Consider the following 14,738-nt stretch of genomic DNA (forward strand, 5'->3'; position numbering starts at 1 on the left):
TCGCTACACCTCAATATTGCCATAGCGGTTTTCAGTTCCACTCCAGGTTCGTCGGTAATTGGTAATTGGTAATGGGGAATGGGTAGTTGGGAATGGGGCATTAGTAACAACCAAGGAGGAATCGGCAATTGAGATGCTGTACCTCACCAGGCTTGAAAACTGCTATGATTACGCCGCAGAACCGGGCATTAATCCGGGGGTGGGGGATAGAAAAAAAATAAGCTGTATTTATTGATGGGCGCTCTGATAGTTTTGGGCTAAATCTGCGTTGCGACTTGTAGAATTGGGTTGGGTGAATTTCCCGTTTCTAATTAAGATAATACGAGCCTGCCTGTTTTTAATAAAAACTCGATCCCTCCACCCAGCCCCACACCTGTTAAACAAATACTAGCTAATACCGCAAAAGCCCGCCAATTTTTCCAACCAGATATTTGAATATCGAGTCTTGCCAAAGCTCCGGCTGAAATCAAGACTAAACAAGTAGCAAAAAGGTGCATCCAGGTAAAAACTACCACTGCCACAAAAGCTCCTAGAATAATAGAAAGAAAAGCACCGAAATCACTCGAAAACCAGCGCACCATGAAGGCTTTTATGTCTCTCAGAGGGAACGACAAGGCGACAGCCAACACTAAAATTGAAGCTATGGCTAGAAACCAAGTCAGGTGCGGGGGAACATCAAACTCAGATAATTTCCAGCCAAAAGTGAAATAAGTAACAAAAAGTAGAGTTAGGGAAACCCAAGAGTTTTTTTTCATCCAATGGCACAATTAGGAGAACCCGGCAAAAAAAAGATGATGATCCAGAAAACTTTGTACAGGGGCTAGAGGTTAGTAGAAATAGCTTGCACGGGACAGGTAGGGATGCACTGCTCGCAAACGATACACCGCGATCGAGTAAAACTTAGTTTAAAGCTTTCTGGGTCAAGGGTCAAGGCTTCTGTCGGGCAAACTCCGGTACACAAACCGCAGTTAACGCAGATATCTTCGTCTATGAGTATTTCCCGGCTGGCTAAGGAAACGCCGATGTTTTGCGATCGCATCCAGTCGATCGCCGCTTCTAGTTGGTCAATGTCCCCTGATAACTCTAGCACCAGTTTGCCCACTTGATTTGGAGCCACCTGAGCGCGGATAATGTTGGCGGCAACATTAAAATCCTTTGCTAGTCGATAGGTGACAGGCATTTGGATCGATCGTTGGGGAAACGTCAGTGTTACCCGTTTTTTCACCCTGCAAGTCCTCGATAATTTACAAACAATCTTAGTTATCTTATGTTTTAGCGCACTTGGTCTAATTCTGGCCTCTTCAAAAATTTTTATGAGATTGGTCTGATTATCTCAAAAGGTGGTATAATCTGAATCTATTTAAAATACAAACATAGAAATAAAACCGCAATTTATTTTATGACGCAGAATTCGCCCAACTCAACTGTCCCCCCCGCTGCCAAGAATCCCGAAACAAAAGTCGCCACGCGCCTCAGAAACTTATTGATCGTGTTAGCCGCGATCGCCCTTTCAATATCCATCTTCTTCGGGCTGCAAACCCAAACGCCCTCAAGCAGTCTCACCGAAATGGCAACAGCTTCGACGCCATTAGAAACAGCTTTGGTAAACGGCAAACCCACACTCATGGAATTTTATGCTAATTGGTGCGGTAGCTGTCAGGCAATGGCTAACGATCTCAGAGAAATCAAAGAGAAGTATGCCGAACCTCTAAATTTTGTAATGCTGAATGTAGACAATGACAAATGGCTGCCAGAAATCACAAAATATCGAGTAGATGGCATTCCGCACTTTGTTTATTTGACCGATAAAGGTAGCGCCGTTGCTGAAACGATGGGCGAAATGCCGCGCAGTATTATGGAAGCTAACTTAGAAGCTTTAATTGCAGGAAAACCCCTGCCACACGCGAAATCTTCTGGTCAAGTTTCTAATTTTACTCCTCCCACAGGGGCTGTGAAAACAAGTAGCTCCGATCCCCGCGCCCACGGCAGTCAAGTACAGTAAATGAAGGAAGAAGGAAGAAAGAAGAGGGAAAAGGGAAGAAGACTTTAGGAACAGGCAAGATGCCTGTTCCTGATTGCGATAACTTACAGAGATTCCAAAGCCCCTCGCAACTTATGTCAATCTGCGTTTTAGGCGATCGACTACCTTTAACCGTTTGGTTGATGTGCGGGTACAGTTCGATCGCGCTGCTGTTCAATCGATTTGTGCACTAAAATTTATTCCTTTAACTGCTAGGGATAACAGCATTATCCGCTTGAGCGATGTGGCGAATATTGAACTGGGAAAAGCGCCTGGGGAAATTCAAAGACTTAACCAGCGCCAAGTTTTCATGATTGCTGGGAATGTTAATAAGGGCGCGAGTTTGGGGGATGCTTTGAAACAAGTGGATGCAGTTTTGTCGGAAATCAAATTGCCGCCGGGAGTACGAGTTATACCGAGTTCTGCGGCGGAAACTAACCGGGAATTGCAAAGTTCGCTGATTGTTTTGGGATCTTTGGCGGCGTTTTTGGTATTTGTGGTGATGGCGGTGTAGTACAATTCGCTTGTCGATCCGCTGGTGATTATGTTAACGGTGCCGCTGGCTTTGGCGGGGGGGATTTTCGGGCTGTATGCGACTAAAACTGCGATCGGCGCAACGGTGATTGTGGGGGCGATTTTGCTGGTGGGAATTGTTGTGAATAATGCGATTATTATGGTGGAGTTGGCGAACCAAATTCTGGAAGATGAAAAGGTCGATCGCACCACGGCAATTCTCAGGGCGGCACCTCAGCGCTTGCGGCCGATTTTGATGACAACTATTACCACAGTTTTGGGTTTATTTCCCCTAGCTTTGGGAATTGGAGAGGGTTCGGAGTTTCTGCAACCTTTGGGTGTGGTGGTGTTTTCCGGTTTGTCGCTGGCAACTTTGCTGACGCTGTTTATTATTCCCTGTTTCTATATTTGGCTGCACGACTTCTTTGGGATGTTGGCAGGGAAGAAGAAACCGCAGACAGTTGCTATTCCCCTGCAGAAGACGGCGGGAAAGACTCCGAATTTGTAAAATCCTGAGCTCTTACACCATTTTTAAGAACAGGCAAGATGCCTGTTCCACAAAGAATGAGTTTTCTTGTGGGGACTAGGGGTTGGGCAGGAGAGTCCGCCCTGAAAGGATTATTGAGAATGGTGCAAGAGCTCATTTTTAACCGACTGTAGAAAATATGAGCGATAAGAGGCAGGATGCCTGTTCCACAAAGCAACGGAAAGTGCGATCGATTTTAGTCCTCTTTTAGAGGACTTTCGCTATGAGACAGGGAATTCATTCCCTGTCGGACTGTCGGATTTACCAACAATACCCCTACTGTATTTGATCTTCTGTTGAGACGCCTAGAATTAGTCAATAAGGTGTCTTTGACATCCAAAATTTTTATGTTACAATAATACTACATAACAACCTGGCAAAACAAACTTAAACAAAAATGCCCTACGAAAAATTAGACATATCAACCCCAAAACCAGTATTATCTTGGGCCAATCACGCCCTAGGCGAAAAAGAAACCAAGATGACCGCAAACGTAGCATCTTTACCCTTTGTATTCAAACACGTCGCACTAATGCCCGATGTACATTTAGGAAAAGGTGCTTTAGTCGGTTCAGTAATTACCACAAAAGAAGCGATTATTCCGGCTGCCGTGGGTGTGGATATTGGTTGCGGTATGATAGCTGTGAAAATGCCTTTCACCGCCAACAAATTAGAAGGTAAACTCAAACAAATTCGCCTCGATATCGAAGCCGCAATTCCCGTGGGATTTGCGGAAAACAAAGAAGTAGAAAAAACTGTCACTAATTGGCAGGGATGGGGCGAGTTTAAGGAACTTCATCAAGGCGTGCAGCACCAAGACAATAAAGCCTTAAAACAATTGGGTTCCCTCGGCGGCGGTAATCATTTTATTGAGGTGTGCGTTGATACTGAAAACTTTGTTTGGCTAATGCTGCATTCCGGTTCTCGCGGCATTGGAAATTTGCTCGCACAGCAGCATATCGAGACTGCTAAAGATTTAGCTAAACTGGCAGAAATCAATCTGGCTGACAAAGATTTGGCTTATTTTGTAGCAGGTACGCGGGAGTTTGCTGCTTACTGGCACGATTTGCAGTGGGCGCAAGATTATGCTCGTTTTAATCGCGATGTGATGATGAATCGGTTTAAGCGAATTGTGGAAAAGCACGTCGCGGGCGGCAAATCTGTTAAGCCGTTATTAGAGGTGAATTGCCACCACAATTACGCGGAAAAAGAGGTGCATTTTGGCGAAGATGTGTATGTGACTCGCAAGGGTGCTGTGCGCGCACAAGTAGAGGATTACGGGATTATTCCGGGTTCGATGGGGGCGAAGTCTTTCATTGTTAAAGGGAAGGGAAATGCTGAAAGTTACTGTAGTTGCAGTCACGGCGCGGGGCGATTGATGTCTCGAAATCAAGCGAAGAATGTATTTACTCTCGATGATTTTGTGCGGCAGACTGAGGGGGTTGAGTGCCGGAAAGATGAGCAATTTTTAGATGAAATTCCGGGGGCTTATAAGCCAATTGATGAGGTGATGAGTCAGCAGTCGGATTTGGTGGAAGTGGTGGCGACTCTGAAGCAGGTGGTTTGTGTCAAGGGGTGACAGAAACTGGTTTATTTGTACTTTACTTACCTGAAAATTGCTTTATGGGAAGAGGGGGGAAATCAAGCCACTTTTGATTTCTCCCCTCTTGACAAACGCTTTGTTTTCTGAAGCTTTTCTCTAACACACCATCTGTCTCGACTCAATTTCTAGCAAGCGCAGCAGTCTTTCATCGCCATTGGCTTTGGCTGCTTGCTTTCTGCGATCGAGAATATTGCAAATATTCGCCTGGTGCACTTGCGCCACTTCCACAACTGTTGGATAATATTCCGGCGTCGCTGAGGCGCGAGCTGCTGCGACATCCAGATCGCCAGCTTGAGAATCTCGCTTTGTAGTATAGTTTGTGCCACCGTATTTATTTGGGGCGGGAATGTGTCTCGGATAGCGATAGTTCCAGTTTTGGCCCCGATATTTGCCCGCAACTTCCCCTTCGATCATATCGACAGTCGGAATATCATACTCGTAGTTTGCGCCGCGATAAGTAAGTTTCATATTTTTTGATCCTTATATGTCTGGAGATAAAAAGGGCAGTCAGGTCAGGGTGGGTTTTCTTAGCTAAAACTTTTTTAGTTTCTGTATTCAATTATACTGTTTTTTAACATAAATCCGTTAATTTTACAAAAATTAATATTTTTCGGGGGAGAGGGCAGGAAAAAACCCGCCGCAGCGGGTTTAATCGAGCTTTTGACTAATTCGAGCCGCACCCGGAGCGAAACAGCTTCGCTTGGGAAGAACTACCCGACTGTCACCTGATCGGTTTGCACGTTTGTGGCACCTTCTTCCGCAGAGGCGATCGCCACCAACTTGTCGAGAATTTCCTGACTCGGAACTTGACCTTTGAGAACAACCGTGCTGCTGAGCTGAGCTACATAAACAGTCTCGATATCCGCAACTTCTGGATCGCCGTCAAAAGCTAAAGCCACCCGCTTCGCCAGGCCGCTTTCGTCAAAAGTGCCCTCAGGGCCGACTTTAGCAGGATCGATGGAATTCGCTTGGGCTGCTTCCTGTACTACTTGTGCCATCGGTTGAGCCTGCTCTTGAGGCTTTTCGAGTCCGAACAGTCTTTTAAACCAACCCATAGTATTTGAGTCTCCTGAAAATACACTTTTTACACAATAGCTCTAGAATTCCAAAAGACTTGTAATTGTTGCAAAACTCAGTGAAATTTCTCAAAATGTTTTCCGGCAGACTTTCACAATCTAAAATCTTAAATGGTATCCAGATGTTGATGTTTCTATTTGATGTATAGGACGCTACGCCTTGGATTGCAGGCCCGTAGTCGAAGTAGTTCCCACTGTCATCTTAAAAAAACTGCACAACGGGCTGGAATACATTCCCAGTTTGTTGAACTACCCAGGACATCTTGTGCGGGTCACCGAACTGTGTTCACTGATGCAGGGGACGCTAACCCGCGCTTAATTCAGGGTAGTCCTGCATATAGCAATCCTTGCATGAGTCGTAAATTTTTTACCCCACCCCAACCCTCCCCGAACCCAAGGGGAGGGAGTAAGAAATTCACAAATGATTTAGGATTGCTATAAGTAGTTATGCGATTGGATCTAACCCGGCCTGTAGAAGGAGATGAAAGGCAAAAATTACTACTTATTTACCAATTAGCAATTACCAATTTCCCCTTCCCAATTACAGATAATTAAATCTAACTCTTAACTTTTTAGATAATATTGTTCTGCTTCCGACCAATTCAGTTTAAGCAACGAATCATCTCCCCATGTCAGTTTGAGACTCGGCTTAATTGCTTGCACGCCCAAAGCGTTAATGATCTGCGCTGCTACAGCTTTGGCCAGTAGCGGTGGTACAGAATTTCCGACTTGGCGAAAACCGTGCCATTTTGTAACGTGAAATCTAAACCAGTCAGGATAGGAATGCAGTCGCGCAGCTTCTCTGACTGTAATGCACCGAGGCGCGATCGGGTGAATCGGTCTCGGCGAAGTATAAGCACCCCTAGCCCTGTCGGTTCCCGCCCTGAGAGTGTTGCAAACTCCGTCGGGGTGAAGCTTGTAAAAACGACTGATCGGCTCTTTTTCGCCGTGTTTGGCAGCATGAAACCTTTCCATACATTCCAGAGAATGTTTAGTTCGCAAACTACAAGAGAGGATTTGTCGATCGTACTCGCGATCGTAGGAATAATCATCATCCAAACCATCAATTCCGCGCATTATACTCGCATAAGTGCTGCACTTTCCGTACTCCGCCATTACCCAATCTCGGTGCAGCAACTCGCTGTACTTTTCCACTTCCGGCAAATCTCCAATCGCATCCCAAACTGTCGGGACAGCAGGTAAATTAATTTTTTTATAGCGTTTAGGAATTTTAATTTTAGGCAGTATCGTAGTTTGCTGAGGGTACTTGGGTAGCTCATAACCTGCTTTGCACCCAATCAAAAACAATCGTTTGCGAGCTTGCGGCACTCCATAGTGAACAGCGTTGAGAACTTGATAATTTTCTTCTACTTTATAGCCACATTTCATGAAAGAGCTAATTAAAACATTCAGGAGTTCTTTGTGTTCTCCTGATGCAATTCCCGGCACATTTTCCATTACAAAAAACTTCGGTTTTAGCTCCAAAACTAAGCGCTGAAAGTGAAAAATTAGAGAATTTCGTGGGTCGTCCACATCGCGCTTGCCCATCATTGAGAATCCTTGACAGGGCGAACCGCTGATTACTACGTCTATCTCGCGCCGCCCGATCGCCGATTTTTTCCGAATTTCCGAGCCTGTAAGCTGTGTGACATCTTTGCACAGAATAGAACACAGCGGGAAATTAAACTCGTGTGTGGCGCAGTGAATAGGGTCAATTTCGACTGATGCAAGTACATCAAAACCTGCTTGTTCAAAGCCCAGGGTCATGCCGCCCGCGCCTGCAAATAAATCAACAGCGATCGGTCGCTTTTTCCGATTGCTTGGCATAACATTTCAATAACAAAGTTGCTTTAATAGAAATTAAAAAAATTAACCTGGTTTTTGGTAATAAATCTTGGGTTTGTCAAGGAGCCATCCACAAAGAAACCGGGTTTATACATAACTTTTCAATACCAAAATTGCTTTAAGAAGCTGTATTTAATTTGACATTTTTCATTATTTCCGCAGCGGCCCGATCGCACACGCCCACATCTCCGAGACTTTCGCGCATTTCCCGATAACCTGTCAAAGTTTGCTGGCGTCGATCGGCATTTTGCAGCAATTCCAGTGCGTGATTCACTATATTTTCCGCAGTAGCGTCGTCTTGCAGCAACTCCGGGACGATCGGCTTCATTTGCACCAAATTGGGCGGAGACATAAAAGGAATCGAAAATTTCAGCACGTGGCGAGCAATAATCGCCGTAATCGGACTGACGCGGTAGGCGACAACTTGCGGAACGTCGAGCAAAGCTAGCTCCAGATTAACAGTACCAGATTTAGCGATCGCCAAATCGGCAGCAGCCAATATTTCCAGAGTTTGATTTTCTAACAAAGTAGCCCGCAAACCGTAATTCTCGATTGCTTTTTCGATTTTGCTGCGAAAAGCTTGATTAGCAAGCGGAATCCAAAAATGAACTTCCGGCAATTTAGCTTGAATAATTTGAGCGGCCTCAAATATAACCGGCATCAGGTACTTGAGTTCTTGGTGCCTGGAAGCGGGAATTAGCGCGATCGACACCTGTTCCGGCAAAATTCCCAAAGTTTTGCGGGCAACTTCCCGGCTGGGCGCAGATTGCATTCTATCCACCAAAGGATGACCAACCCAACTCACTTGAGCTCCTTTTTTTTGATAATAACAAGCTTCTTCAGGGAAAATGGCCAAAAGTTGGTCGCAAATATTGACAATCAGATCAGTATTGCGAGGAGAAATACACCAAACCCATTCTTGAGGTGCGATGTACCAAATCACCGGCAAATCAGGCAAACAGCGGCGGATATAGCTGCCAATGCCGAGATTTGGAGTCAAATAATCAATCAATACAACCGCATCGGGGCGGAATTTTTTGAGATATTGTTTAGCTTTTTCCTGAACTTTGATCGTTGGCCAAATATACGGCACTGATTCTATCAGACCCATAGAACCAATGCCCACAGTATCGCCTAAAATAGTAGCCCCAGCTTCTGCCATACGAGGGCCGCCCAATCCAGTTATTTCTAGCTCAAAACCAGCCGCGACAGCGTGACGTTTTAAGGCTGCAACTAACAAAGATCCTTGCAAATCCCCAGAAACTTCACCAGTGCTAATAAAAATTTTCATATTCTAACTTTAAACAGGTGAGATGTTTGCTAATAACTCGGTAACAGCATCATATTGATCGGGCATATTAGCACAGCGTAGGAGTAATTCTAAGTCTAGAGCTGGAAGGAATGTACTCCGGGCCACCTGCTCATAATTTTCACCTGTTAAGTAATAGAGAGATAACTGACTATTTTGCCGAAACCAGACTTCCCGAACGCCCAATTTTTTGTAGAACTCTAGAGTATTTATGCCACCACTGGTAATTACGACTTCAATAGCAATATCTGGGACTATTTTTTTAGTTCCTATATCATAGGAATCATCCGGCTCTTTTCTACCGCCTAATTCTCTGTCACCCAAAGTCGGCCCGCCCTTGCCGTAAAATCGAATCCCATTTGCTCTCATATATGCCTCTAGGAGCATACAGAGAGTTTTATTGATTATTTCGTGTTCGGGCGAGACTGTCATAATTTGCAGTATTTGATCGAGATAGAAAAATTTCACACCTCTGACATCTTTAAAAGCTGCTTCTATCGCTTCAAATTGCTGCCAACTAATATCTGAGAACCTAATGCAGCCATCTTGTTCTGTTTCAGGGGATGTAGATTTGACTGAAGTATATACATTCATAGGGCAACAGTCGCTTAATTCATAGGTTTATTCTACCTCATTTACTTTTTGCCAGGAATCAAACCGCGCCGCCCTTTGGTTATAGACTGCTGCACAAATCTTTGAAGGTGCTGCAAGTGGGCGTTTTCTGGCAACAAATCCAACTGTTCCAAAGCTTGATTTAGAGTGTAGCCAGAATGGTATAGAATACGAAAAGTTTTCTTCAAAACTAGCAAATCTTCTTCTGTCAAACCAGCGCGTTGGAGACCGACTTTGTTGATTGCTCGCACTCTCGAAGGATTCCCCTCAACTAACATATAAGGAGGCACATCTCGATCGATCCTGCTCAAGCCGCCCACCATAGACAAGCGGCCGATGTGGACAAACTGGTGAACGCCTAAAACACCGCTCAAGCGGGCTTGAGACTCGATTTTAACGTGTCCGGCTAAGGCTACAGCATTCGCGATAATTACTCGATCGGCGATCGCGCAATTGTGTCCCACATGAACATAAGCCATCAATAGATTATGATTGCCAATAGTCGTGCTTTCCCCCGCTCCAGTAGCGCGGTTAATTGTCACATATTCCCGAATTTGATTGCTGTCACCAATTTTCACCCTAGTCGGAGAACCCTCGTATTTCAAATCTTGAGGTTCCAAACCAATCGCCGCACCGGGGAAAATTTGATTGCGAGCTCCTATTTCTGTTAGCCCGTCGATAATTGCATGGGCGCCAATCTTAGTATCCGGCCCGATTTTCACTCTTTCCCCAATTACAGCATAAGCTCCCACTTCTACAGTCGGGTGAAGTTCAGCACCGGGATGAATCACAGCAGTTGGGTGAATCAAAGTAAGCATTTGTCTGTTTTTTGCTGGTAAGTGGGAAGGAAGTTCGGCAAGGCGCAGTGTAAGGGATTGAACCGATTTAACGGATTTAACGGATGGATGTTGGCGGAAGACGGAAGGAAGAAGTTAAGCGTGAAGAAGGAATTTTTTAAATTTTAAGATTGCTTCCTTCCGAGGAAGGCTTCGCAGTTTTAATTTAAATTAAAAACTCACAACTCAAAACTACCCGCAAGCCCTCACCACTTCCCCAATTTAATCTACCATCGAAAACATCAATTCTCCTTCACAAACTTTTTGCCCGTCTACTTCAGCCAGAGCCTGCACTTTTGCGAAGCGGCGGCGTTTTACCCACAGCAATTCTACAGTCATCAGCAACTGATCGCCCGGTACAACCTGACGACGGAACTTGACTTGATCAATTCCGGTAAACATCCACAATCCTTGCTTGATGTCGGGCAACTGAGCGAGAACAATACCGCCAACTTGAGCCATAGCTTCAACAATTAATACCCCAGGCATAATCGGCCGTCCGGGAAAATGCCCTTGAAAATGTGGTTCATTGAAAGTCACATTTTTAATTCCTACAGCCTTCTCGGACGGCACGTAATCAACAATCTTGTCAACCAGTGCAAAAGGATAGCGATGAGGCAATAATTCTTGAATTTCTTCGAGAGTAAAAGTAGATTTAACCGCTGGAGAATCCTCACCGTTTTCGGTAGGAACGAATTCAGAATTAGCAGTATTAAGGGTGTTAACTTCAGTCAGCGTAGACATTGCTTGAAGACTTTTGAGTGTGGTATGGCAGAAGGAAGAAGGAAGAAGGAAGATGTAATCTTAACAGATCAACTGTTTTTTCCTAACTTTTATCTAGGGTGGCTAGAGCTTCCGATTTCAGGGCTTGGGCGAGTTGGACGTGCAGGTTGTGACTGGCTTTGTAAGCCAAGTAGTGAGCTTTTGGCCAAGTTCCGAGCAGACTGAGGTCGCCTACTAAGTCTAGGATTTTATGGCGCACCGGTTCGTTGGCAAATCTCAAAGGCGGGTTGAGCCAGCCGGATTGATCGCAAACTAGGGCGTTCTCTAGGGTACCACCTTTGATCAAACCTGCTTGTCGCAATTGGTCAACTTGGCGAGCAAGTCCAAAAGTGCGGGCTGGGGCGATCGCCGTCGCAAAACTTTCTGCCTCTGGCGACCAACTGTACCATTGATTGCCGATCGCCTGTTCTTCAAAATCAATTCCGTAACTAAATCGAGTTTCGGCTGAGGGTAAAGCCGCTGCAAAAGCATCCCCGTGACGCACCCAAATTGGCTGTTCTAGGACAAAGGAGGGAGTGGGGTCTTGCTTCGATTCTTGAGGAACTAAGCCGCTATGGGCGATCGCTTCTACCCAAACCTGAGCCGAACCGTCCAGCAGAGGCACTTCCGGCCCATCAACCTCAATTCGAGCATTATCCGCTCCCATCCCCGCCAAAGCGCCTAATAGATGCTCTACAGTGCGAATTTGAGCATCGATACCTGCCAGTTCAGTTGAAAGTGCAGTCTGGCAAACCACCTCAATTTTGGCAGGAATTATCGGAGCACCCGGCAAGTCTATTCTGACAAAATAGCGGCCTTCCCCAACCGCAGCAGGCAAAACTCGGACGCGAGTTTGTTCGCCGCTGTGCAAACCGATTCCCGACAGTTCAAATTCAGATTTTAAGGTACGTTGAGTCATTAGTTATTGGGAATTGGGAATTGGGCATGGGCCAAACAGGGAATTGGGTATCGGTAATTGGTAATTGGTAATTGGTTATTGGGCATCGGTAATTGGTTATTGGTTATTGGTTATTAGTTATTAGTTATTAGTTAATTACTACCAATTACCAATTCTAAATGTCCAATGCCCCATACTTCGACTACGCTCAGTATGAGTGTCCAATGCCCAATTTCCCATGTCCAATGCCCAATGCCCAATGCCCAATGCCCAATGCCCAATTAGAATCGCTCACCAATCCCAAAGTGAATTTGATTGTTCCCGGTGTCGTTGATACCGTAATCGATGCGGATCGGGCCTAAAGGAGATTGAATCCGCACGCCCAGGCCGTAACCGTAACCGCTACCGGGCTTTTTGCGGATGCCGGCCGGGTCGCCCGGGACATCTTTGCCCGTGCCCAAGTCGGTGCCAGCATCCAAAAATAGGGCTCCGCCGAGAAACGAAATAATCGGGAAACGGTACTCAACGCTGGCTTCTAGGAAGCTGCGGCCGGCTCCCATGTCGCCTTCGTCGTATCCGCGAACCGAGTTGGCGCCGCCCAAGGCAAAGGCTTCGTAGGGAGGCAAATCTCCGAATACGGTGCCACCTCTAAAACTGAATGCCAGGGTTTGAGGGCCGGGGGCAAACTTAGTGTACTTGACTGGTAGGTAAAAGCTGTAGCTGGCCCGCAGGCGGTTTAACAGGATGCTGCCGGAACCGACAGGAATCGATTGTTCTATCCCAAACCTGAGCAGGGAACCGCTAGTGGGGCGGAGGGGGTCGTTGCGCCGATCGCGCACAACACCTGCTTGCAGTGTTGTCAAGTCGTCCGAGCCCGAATCGCTAAAACTCAACAGGTTGCCAAGTTCGTCCTTGGATTCGCGCCTGCCTTTACGATCGGTAATTGAGACACGCTGGTACTGCAAGCCGACTGAAGCTGTCCACTCAGAATCGGCAAAAGGATTGCGCGACAGGGGACGGGTGAAATTGATACCGGCACCGGTGCGGACGATGCGGGGTCGATCGTCGTTGGGCAATCTGACTTCCCGTTCGCCACCGTCAAAAATCACGCTGATCGATCGTCTTCTAAACGCATTAATCGTATAAGAAGTCCGGTAAGGATCGCCCGCAATCCAGGGGTCGGTAAAACTCAGGTCAAACAGGGTTTGGCGTTCCCCGATTTGTACTTCAGCACCCAATTTCTGGTTCCTACCTCTCAAGTTTTGCTGCTGGTAACTCAGCGTGCCGAACAAACCAGTCGCGGAACTCAAACCCGCACCAGCCGCCAGAGAACCGGTATTTTTCTCAATGACGTTGACAATTACCCTTGCCTTGCGGGGGTCAGTCGTTCCCGGTTCCAAGGCAAGTCGCACGTCTTCAAAAATTCCCAAACCAAACACCCGCCTCAAATCTCTTTCCGCCTTGGTGCGGTTAAAGATGTCTCCGGGCTTGAGTTCTACTTCGCGGGTGATGACAAACTGACGGGTGTTGCCTCCGATCGGCTGACCCGTGGCATCTGTTGCTTCTCCCTCCTTGTTCAGGAAGCGGACATCAACGGATTCGATCTGGCCTTCTGCCACTACCAGAGTGACAGTGCCGTCGTCTCCTACTTGCGGGGCATCAGTGATTTGGCCCAAAACATAGCCGTTCTCTTGATACCACGCATTAATTTTTTTCACTCCCTCCTCAAAGCGGCGGAGGTTGAGAATTTTGCCGTATTGATCGCGGAAGCTTTCGTCAATTACGCTTTGGGGCAGCACTTGCTGACCAGTGATTGTCACTCCCCGCAGCACCGGATTTGCCTGCACAATAAAAGTTACCCGGACGCCCAACGGGGTGTCTTCGGGTACTGCCCGCACGTTTCTGAAAAAGCCCGTGGCAAAAATGGCGTTGATGTCTTGTTGCAGTTGGCTGCGGTTGGTCGTGCGTCCTGGTTGGGTGCTGATGACTCGGTAAATTTCGCTTTCCAAGTCTCCCGTCGCCCCGGTGACTGTAACTTCTGCAACTAGCACTTGCGGTTCTGCCGCCCCGGCGGGTGCGGGCGTTTGTCTGGGCAGCGGTGCTGGGCCAGGGGGCAATGGGGGAACGGTGTTAGTCGGCGGTCTGGTCGGGGCCGGTCTGGTTGGAACCGGTCTGGGGGGAACTTGGGCGTTTTGAGCGATCGCCCCGGATTCCTCTGGTTTCCCTAGCTCTGCTGCGATCCAGGCGGGTGTTACAGCCGCTTCCGATGGGGGGAGCGAGCTGTCCTGTTGCGCGTCTGGCAGAGCGTTTTGGCTGCTAGAGGCAGGGGAGGGGTTGGATGCTAGCTCGGGTTTGAGTTGAAAGCTGGCAGGGGAAACCGGGGAGGGGCTGTCTGTGACTCGGTTTGGGGGTTCGCGGTCGTCCCCTCCTCTGGTAGGTGCCACTGCTATTGTTAGGGCTTCCCCTTTGCCGGTTTTAGCGGCTTTGCGGTTTTGAGGAGGGTTTGGGGTTAATTCTGCAATGGGGCGATCGGGTACTTCGATCGACGGGGCGGGGGGAACGGCAGCCAAAGCTTCCTCTGCTGATTCAGAGTAGGATGTTTGGCCGCTTGCAGAATTTGATAACCCGAATGTTGCTGAGGCAGTAAAAACTGCCACCAATACAGCAGATAAACGCATTTTTGTTCACTTTTTTAGGCAATCCACACACCACATTAGCCATCAGTCATCAGTCATTAG

The 14,738-nt window shown here is 47.0% G+C and carries 13 protein-coding genes and 1 pseudogene; 3 read left to right on the forward strand and 11 right to left on the reverse strand.

Going from position 1 to position 14,738, the window contains the following annotated elements; genetic code table 11:
- Window positions 1-311 precede the first annotated feature (311 nt).
- The gene (locus tag QT996_RS14650; RefSeq protein ID WP_333047359.1) at window positions 312-755 is read right to left on the reverse strand and encodes a hypothetical protein; all 444 of its coding nucleotides are present in this window, start codon (window positions 753-755) and stop codon (window positions 312-314) included.
- 65 nt (window positions 756-820) lie between these two features.
- Entirely contained in the window at window positions 821-1,225 is a 405-nt protein-coding gene (locus QT996_RS14655; protein ID WP_333047361.1) for an NIL domain-containing protein, read from the reverse strand.
- 174 nt (window positions 1,226-1,399) lie between these two features.
- On the opposite strand from QT996_RS14655, the gene QT996_RS14660 reads away from it, so the two are divergent.
- The 3 genes and pseudogenes from QT996_RS14660 to QT996_RS14670 all read left to right on the forward strand — a co-directional run bounded on the left by QT996_RS14660 (window position 1,400) and on the right by QT996_RS14670 (window position 4,638).
- Entirely contained in the window at window positions 1,400-2,002 is a 603-nt protein-coding gene (locus QT996_RS14660) for a thioredoxin family protein (protein ID WP_333047363.1), read from the forward strand.
- 148 nt (window positions 2,003-2,150) lie between these two features.
- Window positions 2,151-3,041, forward strand: a pseudogene (locus tag QT996_RS14665) (efflux RND transporter permease subunit); the annotation flags it as partial.
- A 499-nt stretch (window positions 3,042-3,540) separates the two neighbouring features.
- Window positions 3,541-4,638: an RtcB family protein gene (locus QT996_RS14670; RefSeq protein ID WP_445304570.1), complete on the forward strand. Its 1,098-nt coding sequence runs from the start codon at window positions 3,541-3,543 to the stop codon at window positions 4,636-4,638.
- 120 nt (window positions 4,639-4,758) lie between these two features.
- On the opposite strand, the gene QT996_RS14675 is transcribed toward QT996_RS14670, so the two are convergent.
- The 9 genes from QT996_RS14675 to QT996_RS14715 all read right to left on the reverse strand — a co-directional run bounded on the left by QT996_RS14675 (window position 4,759) and on the right by QT996_RS14715 (window position 14,678).
- Window positions 4,759-5,130, reverse strand: a complete 372-nt coding sequence (locus QT996_RS14675) for a DUF4278 domain-containing protein (RefSeq protein ID WP_333047365.1) — start codon at window positions 5,128-5,130, stop codon at window positions 4,759-4,761.
- 242 nt (window positions 5,131-5,372) lie between these two features.
- Window positions 5,373-5,717, reverse strand: coding sequence for a phospholipid-binding protein (locus tag QT996_RS14680; protein ID WP_333047366.1), 345 nt, complete (start codon window positions 5,715-5,717; stop codon window positions 5,373-5,375).
- Window positions 5,718-6,302: 585 nt separating this feature from the next.
- A complete protein-coding gene (locus QT996_RS14685; RefSeq protein ID WP_333047367.1) occupies window positions 6,303-7,565 on the reverse strand; it encodes a DNA cytosine methyltransferase in 1,263 nt (420 codons plus the stop codon).
- Between the two features lie 136 nt (window positions 7,566-7,701).
- Entirely contained in the window at window positions 7,702-8,874 is a 1,173-nt protein-coding gene (gene lpxB, locus QT996_RS14690; protein WP_333047369.1) for a lipid-A-disaccharide synthase, read from the reverse strand.
- A gap of 9 nt (window positions 8,875-8,883) precedes the next feature.
- Window positions 8,884-9,486, reverse strand: coding sequence for a Uma2 family endonuclease (locus QT996_RS14695; RefSeq protein ID WP_333047370.1), 603 nt, complete (start codon window positions 9,484-9,486; stop codon window positions 8,884-8,886).
- A gap of 41 nt (window positions 9,487-9,527) precedes the next feature.
- Window positions 9,528-10,322: an acyl-ACP--UDP-N-acetylglucosamine O-acyltransferase gene (gene lpxA, locus QT996_RS14700; protein WP_333047371.1), complete on the reverse strand. Its 795-nt coding sequence runs from the start codon at window positions 10,320-10,322 to the stop codon at window positions 9,528-9,530.
- Window positions 10,323-10,562: 240 nt separating this feature from the next.
- Window positions 10,563-11,084 carry a 3-hydroxyacyl-ACP dehydratase FabZ gene (fabZ, locus tag QT996_RS14705; protein ID WP_333047372.1) on the reverse strand — a complete coding sequence of 174 codons (522 nt, stop codon included), beginning with the start codon at window positions 11,082-11,084 and terminating at the stop codon, window positions 10,563-10,565.
- A gap of 82 nt (window positions 11,085-11,166) precedes the next feature.
- Window positions 11,167-12,021: a UDP-3-O-acyl-N-acetylglucosamine deacetylase gene (gene lpxC, locus QT996_RS14710; RefSeq protein WP_333047374.1), complete on the reverse strand. Its 855-nt coding sequence runs from the start codon at window positions 12,019-12,021 to the stop codon at window positions 11,167-11,169.
- A gap of 260 nt (window positions 12,022-12,281) precedes the next feature.
- A complete protein-coding gene (locus tag QT996_RS14715; RefSeq protein WP_333047375.1) occupies window positions 12,282-14,678 on the reverse strand; it encodes a BamA/TamA family outer membrane protein in 2,397 nt (798 codons plus the stop codon).
- Window positions 14,679-14,738 lie beyond the last annotated feature (60 nt).

Source organism: Microcoleus sp. S13C4 (assembly GCF_036700865.1).
Taxonomy (GTDB): domain Bacteria; phylum Cyanobacteriota; class Cyanobacteriia; order Cyanobacteriales; family Microcoleaceae; genus Microcoleus.